Here is an 18,285-nt window from a genome sequence, read left to right on the forward strand (position 1 = left end):
TTATTAATACATATAATTACATATAAATCAGTATATGATATATGCAATTTAAAGTTTTACTTTAACAAAACGGGCGAAATCACGTTTTACCTCTTAAAATCGGCTATATTCATCAATAACTAATATATTATACTGCTATAAATAAGATAATTATAACTACTTATTAAATCATAACTTCAACTATATTTACGGTTGTATATTACTGCTTGTTTACTTTTGAATACAGCATAGATACAAATATAAACAACAAATGTAATTTATTTTGGTTTTCAAATGTGATTCTTATTTTATACATTTGTATTTGTATTATTTACATCTATAATCTTAAAATTATGAGAGAACGGATACGCCTTATTATGGAGAATGAGCAACTCACTCCATCAGCTTTTGCCGATATGTTGGATATTGGCCGTGCGGTAATATCGCATATACTGAATGGGCGTAATAATCCGAGCTTGGATGTGGCTACACGTATCTTGAGCAAGTTACCCTATGTCAATTCCGATTGGTTATTGACCGGGAACGGAGAGATGTATAAACCCGGAACGGATAGAACGCCATTGATCGATTCCCATCAGGAAACACCCGCTTTCCCCACAGAAGGGATGGATTTATTCTCTCAGGCTGCGATAAATCCGATGGAAAGGGCGGAAAAAACAGAATATCGCAAGGAAAATATAGTTAACACCCCCGAAAATGTAGTAAAAGAGCCTATAAAACAAGAGATTATCTATCAAAAAGCACCTGAAAAGAAAATCACTAAAATAATCGTATATTACTCCGACAACACATTCGAGACGTTCGAAGCTAATAAATAGATAATAATCTTACTTTCTTTATCAAAATTCGATCCCAATATCCGTATATTCAAAAGCCAATAACTTCCCGTAAGATTCATGGCGGATATCTCCGATGAATAAATGCTCGAAAAAAAAAGTTCCCTATATTACTATAAGGAACTTTTGTACCATTGGAGTTATTCTATTCTCTTATTGAGGATATTCCCTCTGTTTACTGTAATCAGTGGTCTTTTTATTCAGTTCTTTGCTCGATTGTATAATGGCTTCGTTGATGGCTTTTACTTTGTCGAAGTCCATTTTCTCTACTTGCCGGTCGTAAGTCACAAGGCCGTTTATCTCGTGCTCTACATCGGTAGTCTGCGTATATATGGCACAACTTATGCCTTGATAAATCATCATTTGCTCGACCGTATTCAAGAGCGTCACATACGTGTCGGAAAGGATATCCTTGCTTATCATTATTTCGTACGAATTGTTGCGAACCGGCCACATATGCCCTCTGACAAAAAGGCCTTTCCCTCCGAATTCTCCGATGGAGGCAGCACGGTTTTCCTCGGGCTTAGGCGTATGCTCTTCGTTTATTGGACCATAATTGTGTCTGTCCACAAAGTCGCCATTTCCGGGATTGCCATATGCAGGGCGATAGCCGGGTGCGTAGTTGTAGCCGGAATTACCGTTTACAAGTCTCGACGGATCATATTGCTTTGTCCAGTCCGTAATTTCCTTCACATCGAATGCCCCCCAGTTCTCGTTGAATGGTACCCATGTAACGATAGAAGGCACGCTTATCAACTGGTCGATAATCTCTTTCCATTCTTCGCGGAATTGCGTCCTGACAGCTACAGAGTCTTGCCCGTCGGGCTCCCATATATTAGGCATATCCTGCCATACGAGAACGCCTAAGCGATCGCAATGATAGTACCAGCGCATAGGCTCGGTTTTGATATGCTTGCGGATAACGTTGAAACCGGTACGTTTAGCCAATTCGATATCGTAAAGTAAAGCTTCTTCGGTGGGAGCAGTAAGGACGCCATCGGGCCAGTATCCTTGGTCTAAAAGCCCTAAATGGAGAATAAACTCGCCATTGAGTAGTGTACGGGTTACTCCGTCCACTTTGCCGAGTGATACCGAACGCATCCCGAAGTAGCTGTCTACCTGATCGACGACTTTACCTTTGGCATCTTTCAGTTCAAGTTTCAGATCGTATAGGAAAGGCGTGTCAGGTGTCCATAGTTTAGGTTTGGAAATGGGTAAGTAAAATTTAGTACCCGTGCGGCCTTCCTTGGTTGCCACTTTTCGGTTTCCATCGAGGGCAACAGCTGATATTTGCAGATTCTTTTCCGAGGCCGTAACTTCTATTTCGAGACGATTATTTACCAGATCGGGAATCAACTTCAGGTGTGAGATATGTTCTTTTGCAACCGGTTCTATCCAGACACTTTGCCAGATGCCGGATGTAAAGGTATAGTCTCCTCTTGGGCCGTTCTTGCCCGAAGCTGCTTTGCCGTCGTTAGGGTCCCATGCGCCTACGACGAGCATATTTTCGCCTGATTTCAGGTAATCGGTTATGTCGAAACTGAAATTGGTATATCCTCCTGTATGACTGCCGACTTTTTTGTCGTTAACAAAGACTGTGGCTATACGGTCGACCGCACCGAAATGCAATATAACCCTTTTACCTTTCCAGTCTTTTGGGATAGTGAGTGTCCGGCGATACCAGAGGTTTGTTTCAGCTTTGCGGTTGATGCCCGATAATTCGGCTTCGGGAGAGAAGGGAACTAATATCTGTTCGGCATTAGCACCGAATTTTGGAGGAACACTTGCCGTTACCGGATTGGAGAGATCGCTACCTCCCATATAATCCCATTTGCCATTGAGGGTAAGCCATTGTGTACGTACCATCTGAGGACGCGGATACTCGGGCAGCGGGATTTCCGTTTGGGATGCGATTTCTGTCCAGGGGGTAGGAAGTGTAAACTTTTTTACTTGCTGAGCCGTGACATTATAAGTGCCTGCAAATAAAAAAAATACTACTGCAATGCAGTGGATAATTTTTTTCATCTTCATTAGAATTTGAGGTTATAAAAATAGGGATTCAGGTTACTCTTAAAGGTATGTAAATCTACAGATTTTTCCCGAGAAAAGAAATAATATAAATGAATATGTTATGAGTCACACATTAAATTAAATAATCCTTCGGAAAAGAAAAATACAAAAAGTCGCCCTTTTATCGCTTTTATTCCTTATTATAGTATTAACTTTGTTACTCGATTAAAGTAAAAAAATATACCGAATGAAAACAATGCTCGATTTGGTTGTTACTGCTAATGAGCAACTAAACCAGAATTACAGCCTGATAAAGCTGACAACACAAGACCAAAGCCCGCTTCCCGAGATGTTTCCGGGACAGTTTGTGCAGGTTCGGGTAGATGATTCGCCTACCACCTTTCTCCGGCGGCCTATTTCAGTCAATTTTGTAGATAAAGCGACAAACGAGCTTTGGCTGCTTGTTCAGAAAATTGGAGACGGTACGCGCAAAATGTGTGAAGCAAAACAAGGTGATATACTCAACTTATTGCTCCCGTTGGGTAATTCTTTTACCCTTCCCGATGGAAATCCGGAGGCAAAAGTATTGCTTATTGGTGGCGGAGTTGGAACAGCACCTATGCTATATCTGGGAGCAAAGTTGAAAGAAAAGGGAATTATGCCTCATTTTTTATTGGGTGCAAGATCCAAAAATGATCTGCTACAATTAGACGAGTTTGACAAATTTGGAAAAGTTTTCTGCACAACCGAGGATGCCAGTTATGGCGAAAAAGGATATGTTATTGATCATTCGATTTTGAAAAGTGAAACTTTTTCGGCAATTTATACCTGTGGCCCTAAGCCGATGATGGTTGCCGTTGCCAAATATGCTACTGAACATAATATTTCGTGCGAGGTATCTCTCGAAAACCTGATGGCATGCGGATTTGGGGTCTGCTTGTGCTGTGTAGAGAATACGCGCGAAGGGAATCTTTGCGCTTGTACTGATGGTCCCGTATTTAACATTAATAAATTGAAATGGATAAGCTAAAAGTTAATATCGGAAATTTATTTTTGAAAAATCCTGTAATGACTGCTTCCGGAACTTTCGGAAACGGAAAGGAGTATACAGATTTTATAGACTTGTCCCGTTTGGGAGGGATTTGTGTAAAAGGTACGACCATACATGATCGTCAAGGGAACGCTTATCCCCGTATGGCGGAAACGCCATCGGGCATGCTCAATGCTGTAGGATTGCAAAACAAAGGGGTAAACTATTTCGCCGAAAAGATATATCCCGAAATCAAGGATTATGATACCAACATAATCGTAAATGTATCGGGATCGACTATCGAAGATTACGTAGCATGCACCGAAAGATTGGTTGAATTGGACAAAATTCCGGCCATAGAACTGAATATCTCCTGCCCCAATGTAAAAGAAGGCGGCATGGCTTTCGGAACTTGCACTACATCGGCGGCGGCTGTTACAAAAGCTGTCCGTAGGGTCTGGAACCGCCCTTTAATCGTGAAATTGTCGCCTAATGTAACGGATATAACCGAGATAGCCCGTGCCGTAGAGGCCGAAGGCGCAGACTCGGTTTCGCTGATTAATACGTTGATGGGAATGGCTATCGACATTCACAGACGACGCCCGAAACTATCGACCGTAACAGGCGGATTGTCAGGTCCGTGCGTAAAACCTGTCGCTGTGCGGATGGTATGGCAGACATACAATGCCGTTAAAATTCCGATTATCGGTATGGGTGGAATCTCTTGTTGGGAGGACGCTATCGAGTTCATCTTGGCAGGTGCAACAGCCATTCAGATAGGGACTTACAATTTTATAGATCCTACTATATCGGTGAAGGTAGTAGATGGAATTAAGCAATATTTAGACCGGAACGGTATATCTTCGGTCAAAGAGTTGATTGGTGCATTGGAAGTCTAATCGGCTTTCCGGCAGATGATAAGCACCTTATGCCCATCGCCTAAAGTTGTGCCGAAGATGTAGGTGTTGCCTCCGTCTTTTAACCCCAGACGTTTCTTTAATTCTTGCGGTGAAAGGGGGAAATTTCGGGTAGAAATATTAGCTTGCTTAATATTACCCAGTTTGTCTTTTAACTCGCTCTTGTTCAGGGTGGTAGCTGCCACAACTTCGAACGCCCTTCCCTGAAACCCATCTATCTGATTATCAGACGTATATAAATGACTATTAACGTGTAGTTTGTCAATACCATAATATTGGGCAATGCTCTTGTAAGCACCGGCTTTGAGTACAGAGCTGTTCGGCTCGTACAAATATCTTCCTATCTCATTCGTATAGTGCAGGTTGATCTCATCTTCCTCTTCCCTGCTAAAGCTAAAAATATCTGTCTTATCATGGTGGATATTAACACATTGTAATCGAGGCGATTCCATTACCTGAGCACTATCTTTGATAAATAGCAACTCTTTACATTCATTGTTATGACTGATAATATGTACTTCGGCGATACCTTTCAAAGACTTAACAGCCAGCGAAATATCGAGCATAGGAGATAATTTTATCATCGTTCGCTTGGCTTTCTCCTCCAGTAGCGGCTCTATCTCGAGAAGATTAGGCGTACAATCTTCTATCGAAACAATTTTCCGGCCTTTGATATCACGCCTTGCCGGATCAATATAGATGCAGTCGACAGCCGTCATACGATGCAGATAATCAACAGCATCAGCATTGACAACCTGTATATCGAGATTCAATACAGCGAAGTTGTGTTGTGCAATGCCTGCAAGTTCCTCTTGTTGCTCTACATAGGTCGCGTCCTTAAATTGCGGGAACAAAAAGGCAATATCCACCCCGAAACCGCCTGTGAGATCGACCAAGCTGCTGCCGGAGAGCAAAGTTGCCTTGTAACGTGCCGTATATTCCGATGAGCATTGCTCCATCGAAAGGTGCTTCGGATAAAGGATATCCGAGACTTTGTACCAACTTGGAATCTTCTCTTTGGCTATCTGTTTGCCTTTTATCTGCTGAATAGCCAACGCCATATCTACTTGGGGGAAACGGGAAGCATGCAAAGCAAGCGAATGAATATCATCCGATTCATGCTCTTCTATAAACCGTTTAGTATCAGGAGATAGCTGCATATCATTTCAGTTTGATAAAGCTACTCAAAGGACTGCCTTTCTGTATCGAATCGGGAATGATAGGGACTAAGGTATCTGCAGGCAATGCCGGTTCTTCTTTGGGTTCTCTCTTCCACGGGAGCAACTCGCTTACCTTATCGAAGTCCCGTTTATATTTGATACCCACTCCTTGCGTTTCTTCGGCAGAGGTAGCATGGTAATAATACTTCTCATTGTAGCGGTTATAAGCTTTAACGCGCCATGTGCCCGACTTATTGAGCAGGTACTCTATCTCTATATCGCGGATGAAAGCGTCCTTTTCTATCGTCGGATCATCACGATACCCGAAGTTACCATTGATCAATAGCCGATCGTTCAGGAGCTGGCTCGACAGGATCAGTTCTACTTCGGTACTGGTCATTTCCGAGTCGCTGGTACGGATATTCGTCCCCAACTGCCAACGGTTATCCAGCTTGCTCACAATCTGTGTCAGTTGCGACGAAAGTGTAGCTGATGCAACAGAGGCAAAGCCTGTTGTACGGTATTCCGTTTCACTATTGGCAGGCGTATAGAATTTCGACAACAGCAATAGATAGGCCACTTGCCTGTTTATCATATCTTCGCTATCTAAATAGACTTTGATTTGGCGTTCAACTTCCGGCACAGCCGCAGGGAAAGCCAAATCAAGTTTTACGGTCGGTCGTCTCAACGGGCCTGTGAGGTTCAGAATACAATTGACCGGAATGTTAGACTGCCCCGATGTTTCCGCTAACGAACTGCTAAGGTCGTTCAAATTGGCCGTTATCTTGTACACCGCATTCACATTCAGCATCGCTTCGAACGGATCGCCGTCGAAACGTACAGTACTTTCGTCTTCTATAACAAACTTTCTTTCGAGCAAACGTTGGAAGGTAAAGAGATAGCTACCCCTGTTTATCAGGTAATTACCATACAAACGAGGAGGAGCTTTTGTAGACCAGTTGAAGCGTAGCGCTCCTGTACCCGATCCTCTCAAGACGTCGCCTCCTACAGGATCCATCACAAGCTCAACAACCGCATCGGGCGTGGCATCGATATAGAATCTCATATCGATATCCATCGGTGATTTCGTCTGTATCGGTTGACCTACTGATTGTATATCGGTTTCTTCTTCCGCTTTCGGTTCGTCTTTTGATTTGTAGGTGATGAAGTTATATTCGGTGATAGAGTTATCCATAAAGTTCATACGGACTTCGGTCTTGTTTTCGGTGCGTATGTTGACATCTATCACTACTGCCTGCTCGTCGCCGCTGACTACGCCGTTTCCTGTACCGAATACCTTACCCGAGAAGATAGGATTATGCTTTTCCGTAGCATTGTATAGCAAAAAATTCTCCGCCGAAAGGTCGATATGATAGGATATATTGGTAAACATATTATGTGCCACTTTCCCGTTGCCATAAGCGGTGTTTCCATAATCGTCATGAAAGGCTATATCATTGAAGTATATCAAATCGCTTTTCAGATGTACGCTATCGGTAAAGCTATATTGTGTATTCAAGAAATTAATACCAATGCGGCCATCCTCGACAAAGGCATCCCCTTCGACAGTTACTTTGGAGAAGTTACCAAACAAGCGCACTTTCCCAGACCCTCTCCCCGAAACATTATTGAATAAGGATGACGTATAGGCATTCAGGAAGCTGATATCGAGACTATCGGCTTCGAAATTCATTGACAAGCCCTGTTTGATAGGATCTATCTCTCCGTCGACGTTGGTTATCTTCTTTTCGGCACTGGTGATTACACCGCTCATCATAATCTTTTTTGTGTCTTCGTCGAACTCGCTGAACAGATTGAGGTGTCCGAGCGGAGTACCATTAAAGGAAAAATCATCGACATTCAGGCGGGTGTTGGCATACGGCTTACCCTCGGTGCTGGAAACAAAAACCCGTCCTGTTGAACGTCCTCCGAACTTCAATACATCGATTGCCAATGTCTCGAATATATAGTGTAGGTCTATATTCTTCAATTCGGTTTTGAGTATCTGTCGGCTGTCATTCTTAGCATAAGTGCCGTCTATGAATATATTCTGGTTTTTGTCTTCCGTTTCTATCTTGAAATTGCGGATATTGTACCAGTCTTTCTTGATAGAGACTTTTGTTTCGTACAAGTTCCATTGGGCATTGTTCATCAGTAAAGAGCTCGGCAGGATATTTATATCCACATTCAACGGGTCATTTCCTTCCTTAGCAAACAGGGCGGATAAAGAAAATTCCCCCTTCGCTTTTTGCTTGCCATCATTCGAAAAGTTGATTTTACTGCTGACTTCATTATTCTCGGCATCAGATGCTATTTCGAGCTTGGTGATAGCATTATTCTTACCCAATATTAATGCCTCTATCTGCGAATTGATTTTATCTTTAGGATTCTCCACCAATACATACCCCGATTTTATATTCATCCCTGCCGCCTTGATAAATGGCGTAAAGACTTCGAGCCGGAATTTCTCCGAACGGTTATTGTAAAAGCCTGTTATCTTCGACTGGTTGACAACAGTCACAGGGAGATTCAATATGCTGCTCAACTTCTCCGTATTGTTTATCTGGAAATGGAAGTTCATATTGTTATCCTTTATATCGGCTCTTTTCTTTTCGTCCGATTTAAGCTCCCTCACCAATGCCGGGAGGTAGGCATGCAATGTCTGTTGAATACTGCTGGCCATAGTCGTGAAAGAATAGGCTCCCAATACCTCGCCGTTGAATAAGTCGGATTGTATCGTCAATTTACGGTCGGTGGATATACCCGAAGCTTCGATAAGGAAGTCCTGCAAGAAGAAATGCTGGTCGCCCCGGAAGAAGTCGATAGAGTCGATTTTGATATAGCCCTGCGCATCGTCGATATTCTTCCCCTGGAAATTGGCATCTATAGAAAAGGAGAGGTCCGAATTGTCCATCTTTTCCGTAAGGTGAAGATTGCCCATTTTTACATTTTTGACGGATGCAAAAAAGTCTAATTCGGGATTTTCCTTGTCCGATAAGTCGAAAAGTCCCTCTATGGCAACCATCCCGTTAGGGTCGTCTATGTTCAGCTTTCCTTCCATTTTCAGACCATCGTATGTGAAGTCTATAGCAGCATCGGCATACGTATATCCTTTGTAATCCATGTCGCGAATGATGCTTACAGCGCTACCTTGCAATCCGCCGTTCTTTGGTTCTTTCATATTGATTTCCAAATCGACAGACACTTTGCCCAAGTCTTTGTTGCTTAGCAGTCTACCTATCTGAAAATTGGAAGCATATACGCCTCCCTGCAAATAGAATTTAGTAGCGCCATTGTCGGCATCGAAGCCGAAAAGGACATCGGTGTTGACAATTCCCAAGTCGCTCTCTAAACTACCGAAAGCAGTTAGCTGATTCAGATAGCCGGATATATCCCCTTCGAAGGAGACTAAATTCAAATCCCTTATCGAATTGGGTAGCCTGATATTGTTCTTAGAGAAGTTATTTCTGAGGCCTTCAATTTCCGTTCCGGTCATGGTCAACTCATCTATACTGCCCAGAATATACATCTTGTCGGCGAAGCGCGTATCTTTTATCTCGATATTCGATATCAGTTGCATCTTTTCGCCGTAGTTCAGCTGCAAATCTTGGATGTTGATATTATCGACCGAACCGGTTATCCGCGCTTGTAAGGTAATTAAGTCGGTGAAATAGCGCAGTGCCGGAGTAAAGGCGGCAACATCTTTGGGTGCAATGTAGGAAGGAGTGATGATGCAATCGAAAGTTGCATTATCGAGCAAATCCTTTGTAGTAGCCACATTGCTAAGGTCGACCTCGCATTTGTCGAATTGCAGGAAAGAATCCGGCAAATCCAGCCTGAACCCTCTGATGGAAGCTTTCTTGTCTTGTGTAACGAGGCGGCTCGTCAGATTGGTTATTTTCAAGCCACTTTGTTCTTTCAGGTTCAGCTTCTTGATTTGTATATTAAGGGAATCGGCTGTAAGCGATTTCAGCGCAAAACGCCCGTCTAAATCAGACACATAGATATGATTGGCATCGAAACGTTCTTCCTTGCGGGGCTTGTCTTTGACATCATAGCGAAAAGAACCTTCGGAAAGGCTGATAGCATTCAGCTTTATCTGCAATGTCGCATTGGACTGCTGGGTATCAGACTTGAAAGCATCGATAACATATTGAATGTTGAGCGGTGAATTGGCACTATCTTTCGACAAATAGATATCGAATTTGGTGAGGTGGGCGGCATTGACAACCAACTTCCGTTGCAATAGCGGCAAAATATCTACATTGGCGTATATTTTCTCTGCAAAGAATATCTGTTCGCCATTCACGTCGTGCAAATAGACGCTGTCAAGCTCCAAAGCATTGAAGGGTGTGAAATGTAGTTGTCCGATGCCTAATTCCGTGCCGATTTTCTTGTGTAGTTCCTCTACAATCGTGTCCCGCATATAATTCTGGACGAAAGAGGTATTCAGCAATCCGAACACAAGCAGAAATAAACCTACTATAATCCCTACAGTAGTGAGTATTACATATTTAAACCGCTTTATGTAGACAAACCTCTTGATACGATACCGATATTATATAAAAGATATGCAAAAGTATTAAAAAAACGGGAGAAAACGGCGATTTCAGATAACTCTTCCCTGCCTTTTGGCAAGGATTAAGATTATTTATACTAAAAATCAATGAGAATAAAAAGTCTGGACGCCTATCAAACGGTCGTATCGCTGTCCCGACGGGCGATAGTAGACATACGCTGAATATTCGTTTCTCGTCTCATAATAGTTGCCTTCGATGGGTGCTGTAGAATACCCATTAACCGTTTTCGTCAGATATTGATAGTTATACAAACCCTGCTTCAATAGCATGGAAAGGGAATATACCCCTTCAACGGCATCATATTCCATCCGATATAGTGTATTGAAAGAGTTATAGGTAAAATCCCCGTTTAAATAAACATCCCCCGCAACAGGCCTGTCGACGGGCAATGTAAAAGTAGTCATAAAATAGTCGGCTTCATTATCCGGCTGCTCCGTATCGGCAGTCCTTATCATAAAGCGTCCGTTTTGGTCTTCGTCATAGCTATATCCCTTTCCTGCCCTGATTTTATCGGGAGTTATGGAAGCATAATAATACGGCGGCTGATACTTCGTACTCGATACATGCATACCATTAAAGCGGTGGCTCGATGTCTCGAAACGACGATATTCGTTTCCCGCTTCGAATATTAATTCCCGGTTATGTTCGTACGATATTTTAGTCGGCGTTATCATGCTCGGTTTGAATCCTGTACGCTGATTATCCAGGCGGTTGTTCTGGCGGACAAAAACTTTCAGTTCTCCCACAGGGTCGCGCAGATTCAGGTTGTGATTGACAAAAAGCGAAACCTGCTGATGCTCTTTATTGGCATCTATATTGGTGATTGAAGAGACTTTATAACCAATTTTGGCTGACGTTTCGGCAACAGAAAAACAGGCAATAAGTAAAATCTTTTGCGGATTGTCCTCATTATATACTTCCACAACATAATTACCTGATAATTTCAGCTTTACATCATTGTTTGGGATAACAAGGTTATAATTGGTATAATCGACTGTCGTATTCAGCGAAACAATATAATCATCTATCAGATTATCATTGAATCCATCGAGAAAATCGATATCCGACAACTCGCGGCTACGGTTCCAGTTGGCATCGCAATGATAGATATTATAGCGTAACCGGCTGAAAGCGTTATCGCTTATGTAATCAAAATTGAGCGTAATAGCATCATTCCCATTGAGATGAATAACAGGAAGGCTTCCCCATTCGCCGGCGTTCACCTGAATTGTCTTTATATCAGGCGAGAGGGGGGTTGTGCGGTAGGGTTGAGCAGACAAGCCCACCACAGAAAAGAAAAGGAAGAGAAAGGAGATATATTTGGACATATAATTTTCAATTTGTTCAATATGACAAATTTAAGAAAAATAACTCAAAAAGTCATGTGAATATGGCTGAGAGAATTATCTTTGTGAACGATAAAAGTAGTTATTTACCAACATATGAAACATAAACTGTTATTCATCACTATCTTTTTAGCATTTGTTGCAACAACTATAGACTTAAAAGCTGAATCTATTGAACCGACTATACCCGAATTAAGCGATTCGGCTGAGATAAGTATTGTTACAAACGAACCTTGGACGAAAGAGGTCTATTCCGTTTTTGGTCATACAGTTATACGCGTAAAAGACCCTGTGCAAAAAATAGATTTATCTTTCAATTATGGGGTATTCGACTTCGCATCCCCCAATTTCATGGGGCGCTTTATGACCGGTGCCACAGATTATATGGTATTGGGCTATGATATGTCGTACTATTTCGCCGAATTCAAAGAAAGAGGAGTAGCGGTATATGAACAACGGTTAAACCTCACTCAGGAAGAAAAAGAAAATGTTTGGGAATTTCTGATTGTCAATGTACAGCCCGAGAACCGGGTATATCGCTATAATTTCCTGTATGACAACTGCGCTACTCGTCCGCGTGATATTCTGGAGCAGTGTGTGAACGGCAAAATAAACTATACACCGAGTAATAAAGAACAGACCTACAGGGATTTGATTCACGAATGCGTCGACATAAAACCGTGGCTACGTTTCGGGATAGACTTAGTTATCGGAGGAGATGCGGATAAGGTCATAACTGACAGGCAAAAGGATTTCCTGCCACGCTATCTGCAAAATGCTTACCGCGGAGCAGTTATCGAACGCCCCGACGGGACTCGAGTTCCTTTAGTAGCTTCAGAACATATACTGATTCCGGGAGAAAAAACGTCCGATATAACAGATATGCCATCTGATACACCCCTCATTGCCGGATGGATATTGTTTGCCCTGACTGCCTTTTTCTCCTATTTAGTGTATAAGAAAAACAAACTGGCTTTAGGGCGCTTTTATGCAACCATAATATTCCTCGTTGCCGGATTCTTAGGGGGATTGATATTCTTCCTGATGTACTTTTCGGAGCATCCTTGCGTCAATCCGAACTGGAATCTTGTCTGGCTCAATCCGCTTCAATTTATCATCGGATGTTTATTTTTCGTAAAACCTTTAAGAAAACACGTATATTATTATCATTTTATTAACTTTGTGGCACTTTTGTTGTTCACTTTGGCATGGGGTTTGATACCACAGAAACTGGAATTTGCATTTCTCCCTTACATAATGAGTATACTGCTGATTTCGGGGACATATGTAATGACAACAAAAAAGGTGCGGAAGATGAAAAGTTTCCGCTATATAAAATGAGTATAATTCGTTTAAATGATTAGAATACTAACATCACTTGTCGCCGTATTTGTCGTTGCTGCACCTTTGCAGGCACAATCGTCTTCGGTTCGCGAAACGCCGAAATTAGTGATAGGTATCACCATCGACCAGCTACGGGGCGATTATCTGGAAATGTTCCAACAGAATTTCTCGGACAGAGGCTTCAAACGCTTGCTGAATGAGGGATTGGTATACGAAAATGTATCTTTCAACATCCCCAATCTCGACGACGTTTCGGCCATAACAACCATTTATACAGGTACTACGCCTTTCTATCATGGCATCCTTGCCAACAAAAAATACATAACAAAAGAAAAACGCGAGATTCAGACATTTGCCGACGAAGACTATCTCGGCAATTATACGCAGGAGAAAGTTTCGCCGCTTGCCATAAAAGCTTCTACCATAACAGACGAATTGAAGATGGCTTCGCTGAACTCATCGGATATTTATTCGTTAGCGCCGCTATCTGCACAGGCACTTATAACCGCCGGACAGTTAGGTAATTGCGGCTTCTGGATAGACGATTATTCGGGCAAATGGGCATCTACCACCTATTACCGTGATTTCTACTGGGTAGTAGACGCTGAAAATAAAAGCAATACGTCTTATTCGGCTCAGAAATTAGGCAAATACTGGAATCCATTATTGGATGCCAAACAATATAATGCGCTCCCTTACTTGCAGGGAATCGTCAATTTTCAGCACAATCTGGAAATGACCAATCAAAACTCCTATGCGCTCTTCAAGAAGTCGCCTTATGCCAATGAGTGTGTGCGCGACATGGCCATCAAAATACTCACGAAAGCGGATATGGGCAAGCGGCTTGCTCCCGATTTCCTTTCGCTGACCTTTTATGCCGGCAATTTCCCGGGAATAGCAGATTATTCTATCGAAATACAGGATACCTATACAAGGCTCGACAGAGACATCGAAGCGCTATTGGATGCGATAGATAAATCCGTCGGATTGAAAAACGCCTTTATATTTATCACTTCTACAGGCTATTACGACAGCAACGAAGAACCGGATTTAGTTATCAACAGAGGCTCTTTCCACATCAACCGGTGCGAAGCCCTGTTGAATATGTATCTGATGGCTATCTATGGCACTAATTCGTGGGTAGACAAATTCTACAATAATCAGATATACCTTAACCGTAAACTGATTGAAGACCAAAATATTCCATTGCAGGAAATTCAACGGAAATCGGCTGAATTCATCGCCGAATTTACCGGTGTACAGGAGGTATATACCTCTTACGATTTGATGCATGGCGAATGGAATCCGATGATGGAGTATTACCGCAACGGCTATTCGAAAGAAACTTCCGGCGATTTATACGTCGAATTGCAGCCGGGCTATAAAATACTGAACGATCAAGATAAATCACATAAAGTAAAGGTTTCGCGGAACAATGCAGTCGTTTGCCCTGTTATTTTCTTTGGCAGCCACATTAAGCCCGAAAGGATAAAAAGGACGATAAAAGCAACCGAAATTGCTCCTTCCGTGGCGCATGTATTAAGGATTAGGCCTCCTAACGCAGCAAAAGACAACGTTCTATCCGAACTTTTCTAAAAAAAATAACAACTCGAATAAAAACAATAAAACATATATATAATGGGATTTTCAGACATTCTCTCCAAATTATTTGGAAATAAATCGCAACGGGACTTGAAAGAGATAAACCCGTATGTGGATAAGACAAAAGCGGCATACGATGAGATAAAACAACTCTCGCATGACGAATTGAGAGCAAGGACTATAGCTATCAGACAACAGATACAAGATTATGTTGTTGCTGAAAAGAATAAGATAGCCGAACTAAAAAGCGGCATCGAAGCCATAGAAATCGACCAACGCGAAGAAATCTGGGCTGAAATAGACAAGCTGGAAAAAGATATAACAAAGAAATATGAGGAGATTCTCGACCAGCTTCTTCCCGAAGTTTTTTCTATTGTTAAGGATACAGCGCGCCGTTTCACCGAAAATGAAGAGATTGAAGTTACAGCGACCGATTTCGACCGCGAATTAGCTGAAAATCACGATTTCGTAGAAATAGACGGTGACAAGGCTATCTACTTCAACAGATGGGTAGCCGGAGGTAACGAAATCACTTGGGATATGATACATTACGATGTTCAGCTCTTTGGTGGTACTGTGCTTCACAAAGGTAAGATTGCCGAAATGGCGACAGGGGAAGGTAAAACCCTTGTAGGTACATTGCCGGTATTCCTCAATGCCCTGACAGGCGAAGGGGTACACGTCGTTACGGTGAATGATTACTTGGCTAAACGTGACTCCGAGTGGATGGGGCCTATCTATATGTTCAATGGATTATCCGTAGATTGTATCGATAGACACCAACCGAACTCCGATGCCCGCCGCAAGGCATATCGGGCAGATATCACATTCGGGACGAATAACGAATTCGGCTTCGACTATCTGCGTGATAATATGGCAATTAATCCGAACGATTTGGTGCAACGCAAGCATAATTATGCAATTGTCGACGAGGTTGACTCCGTATTGATTGACGATGCCCGTACACCGTTGATTATCTCTGGTCCTGTGCCGAAAGGCGACGATCAGCTATATGAAGAGTTCCGTCCGCGCGTGGAAATTATCGTAAAAGCACAGCGCGATCTTTGTACAAAATTATTAGCCGATGCCAAGACAAAAATTGCATCAGAAGATAAAAAGGAACAGGAAGAAGGATTCCTCTTGCTATACCGCTCCTATAAAGGATTGCCTAAGAACAAGCCACTCATCAAATTCCTGAGTGAACAAGGGATTAAGGCGGGTATGCTCAAAACGGAAGAGCATTATATGGCCGAACAGAGCCGTAATATGCACATCGTTACCGATGATTTGTTCTTTATCATAGACGAAAAGAACAACCAGATAGAGTTGACCGATAAAGGTATCGACTTGCTGACAGGTAATTCCGACGATCCGCAGTTCTTTGTTCTTCCGGATATTGGAGCACAATTATCCGAATTGGAGAATGAAACTATCACCGACGAAGAAAAAGCGCAACGCAAAGATGAGATTATGCAGAATTACTCTGTAAAATCTGACCGTGTGCATACAATCAACCAGTTATTGAAAGCTTATTCATTGTTCGAAAAAGACGACGAATACGTTGTCATCGACAATAAGGTAATGATTGTGGACGAGCAAACCGGCCGTATTATGGACGGACGCCGTTATTCGGATGGATTGCACCAGGCCATCGAAGCGAAAGAACGGGTGAAAGTGGAAGCTGCTACGCAGACATTCGCAACTATTACCCTGCAAAACTACTTCCGTATGTATAACAAGCTGGCGGGTATGACCGGTACGGCCGAAACGGAAGCAGGAGAGCTTTGGGATATTTATAAATTGGATGTGGTGGTTATCCCGACTAACCGTCCGATTGCCCGTAAAGATATGAATGACCGTATCTACAAAACCAAACGCGAGAAATATTCCGCTGTTATCGACGAAATCGTTGACTTGGTAGCGCAAGGACGTGCGGTTCTGGTGGGTACGACATCTGTTGAAATTTCAGAGTTGCTGGGCAAGATGCTTACGCTTCGCAAGATAAAACATTCCGTATTGAATGCGAAATTGCACCAGAAAGAAGCCGAAGTTGTCGCCTTGGCAGGACAGCCGGGTGCTGTTACCATCGCCACCAATATGGCTGGTCGTGGTACCGACATCAAACTGGCGCCGGAAGTAAAAGAAGCCGGAGGATTGGCCATTATCGGTACCGAGCGTCACGAATCGCGCCGTGTAGACCGCCAGTTGCGTGGTCGTGCAGGACGTCAGGGAGACCCGGGATCATCCGTATTCTATATATCACTGGAAGACGATTTGATGCGCTTGTTTGCATCCGAGCGTATTGCCGGAATGATGGACCGCATGGGATTCAAAGAAGGCGAAATGCTCGAGCATAGCATGCTTAGCAAATCAGTGGAAAGAGCACAGAAGAAAGTAGAAGAAAACAACTTCGGTATCCGTAAACGTTTGCTCGAATACGATGATGTGATGAACTCGCAACGTGAAGTAATCTACAAACGTCGTCGCCACGCCCTGATGGGAGAGCGTATCGGAATCGATATCGTGAATATGTTCTACGATACAGCTGCCGATTTAATCGAAAAATTCTCTGCGGATGGCGATTACGAAGGACTGAGAATAGATACCTTGCGCGTATTGGCCGTAGAATGTCCGTTCGACGAACAAGCATTCCGCTCTAAAAAACCGGAAGACCTTGTAGAGCTGCTATTCGAAGCTGCTGTCAAGAACTTTAAAGAGAAGATGGACAGATTGGCTGAAATTACCAATCCGGTTATCAAGCAAGTATATGAAGAACAAGGTGATAAATACGAAAACATCCTGATTCCTGTTACCGACGGAAAGCGTATCTACAATATCTCTTGTAACCTAAAAGAATCATATGATTCAGATGGTAAGACTGTTGTCCGTTCTTTCGAGAAGGCAATCGTTCTTCACACCATAGACGAGGCATGGAAAGAGCATTTGCGCGAAATGGACGAACTGCGTCAATCGGTTCAGAATGCAAGCTACGAGCAGAAAGATCCGCTTTTGATTTATAAGCTGGAATCGTTCAACCTGTTCAAAGCAATGATGAACACCATCAACCAGAAAGCAGTAACCATCCTCATGCGTGGACAAATACCTATGCGCGAGCCTGAACAGGTGAAAGAAGCTAAGCAGGAAGAGAAAACCGATTACAGCCGTATGAAAGAAAGCCGTAACGATGGTGGTGCAGGAAATCCTAAGATTCCGGGGCAACCACAACAGCCGCAAAAGGTGGCTCCGATAAAGGTGGAAAAGACACCGGGACGGAATGATCCTTGTTTCTGCGGAAGCGGCTTGAAATACAAAAACTGCCACGGCAAAAACAGCTGATAAATAATAAGATAGCAAATCTTTAGATAGTAAAGAAAAAAGCCCGATGATTAAGCTTTCATTGGGCTTTTTTATGCTCCAAAAGTTTCTCGAATAGGATAAAAATTCGTATCTTAGCATGCTT

Annotated in this window: 10 protein-coding genes; 6 read left to right on the forward strand and 4 right to left on the reverse strand. The window is 42.7% G+C overall.

Annotation, left to right across the window (positions count from 1 at the left end; translation table 11 throughout):
* Positions 1-332 precede the first annotated feature (332 nt).
* Positions 333-818, forward strand: a complete 486-nt coding sequence (locus D0T66_RS01330; RefSeq protein WP_163355209.1) for a helix-turn-helix domain-containing protein — start codon at positions 333-335, stop codon at positions 816-818.
* 171 nt (positions 819-989) lie between these two features.
* Here the strand turns inward: D0T66_RS01330 and D0T66_RS01335 are convergent, their stop codons facing one another.
* Positions 990-2,861, reverse strand: coding sequence for a glycoside hydrolase family 2 protein (locus D0T66_RS01335; protein WP_163355210.1), 1,872 nt, complete (start codon positions 2,859-2,861; stop codon positions 990-992).
* Between the two features lie 232 nt (positions 2,862-3,093).
* On the opposite strand from D0T66_RS01335, the gene D0T66_RS01340 reads away from it, so the two are divergent.
* Together D0T66_RS01340 and D0T66_RS01345 are read left to right on the forward strand one after the other, a co-directional pair.
* Positions 3,094-3,876, forward strand: coding sequence for a dihydroorotate dehydrogenase electron transfer subunit (locus D0T66_RS01340; RefSeq protein WP_163355211.1), 783 nt, complete (start codon positions 3,094-3,096; stop codon positions 3,874-3,876).
* Positions 3,864-4,775, forward strand: a complete 912-nt coding sequence (locus tag D0T66_RS01345) for a dihydroorotate dehydrogenase (RefSeq protein WP_163355212.1) — start codon at positions 3,864-3,866, stop codon at positions 4,773-4,775. Before D0T66_RS01340 ends, D0T66_RS01345 begins: the two co-directional genes overlap by 13 nt.
* Here the strand turns inward: D0T66_RS01345 and D0T66_RS01350 are convergent.
* The 3 genes from D0T66_RS01350 to D0T66_RS01360 all read right to left on the reverse strand — a co-directional run bounded on the left by D0T66_RS01350 (position 4,772) and on the right by D0T66_RS01360 (position 11,861).
* A complete protein-coding gene (locus tag D0T66_RS01350; protein ID WP_163355213.1) occupies positions 4,772-5,953 on the reverse strand; it encodes an SAM-dependent methyltransferase in 1,182 nt (393 codons plus the stop codon). The genes D0T66_RS01345 and D0T66_RS01350 overlap by 4 nt on opposite strands.
* A 1-nt stretch (position 5,954) precedes the next feature.
* The gene (locus tag D0T66_RS01355; protein ID WP_370520751.1) at positions 5,955-10,418 is read right to left on the reverse strand and encodes a translocation/assembly module TamB domain-containing protein; all 4,464 of its coding nucleotides are present in this window, start codon (positions 10,416-10,418) and stop codon (positions 5,955-5,957) included.
* 198 nt (positions 10,419-10,616) lie between these two features.
* Positions 10,617-11,861, reverse strand: a complete 1,245-nt coding sequence (locus D0T66_RS01360; protein ID WP_163355214.1) for a DUF5103 domain-containing protein — start codon at positions 11,859-11,861, stop codon at positions 10,617-10,619.
* Between the two features lie 114 nt (positions 11,862-11,975).
* Here D0T66_RS01360 and D0T66_RS01365 point away from each other — a divergent pair, with 114 nt between their 5' ends.
* Genes D0T66_RS01365 through secA form a run of 3 tightly spaced genes read left to right on the forward strand, consistent with a single transcriptional unit; the run spans position 11,976 to position 18,161 of the window.
* On the forward strand, positions 11,976-13,220 hold the full coding sequence (locus D0T66_RS01365; protein WP_163355215.1) for a DUF4105 domain-containing protein: 1,245 nt from the start codon (positions 11,976-11,978) through the stop codon (positions 13,218-13,220).
* Between the two features lie 15 nt (positions 13,221-13,235).
* Positions 13,236-14,819, forward strand: coding sequence for an alkaline phosphatase family protein (locus tag D0T66_RS01370; RefSeq protein WP_163355216.1), 1,584 nt, complete (start codon positions 13,236-13,238; stop codon positions 14,817-14,819).
* A 42-nt stretch (positions 14,820-14,861) separates the two neighbouring features.
* Entirely contained in the window at positions 14,862-18,161 is a 3,300-nt protein-coding gene (gene secA / locus D0T66_RS01375) for a preprotein translocase subunit SecA (protein WP_163355217.1), read from the forward strand.
* Positions 18,162-18,285: the final 124 nt, after the last annotated feature.

The sequence above is a fragment of the Dysgonomonas sp. 25 genome (assembly GCF_010501075.1).
In the GTDB taxonomy this organism is placed as follows: Bacteria; Bacteroidota; Bacteroidia; order Bacteroidales; family Dysgonomonadaceae; genus Dysgonomonas.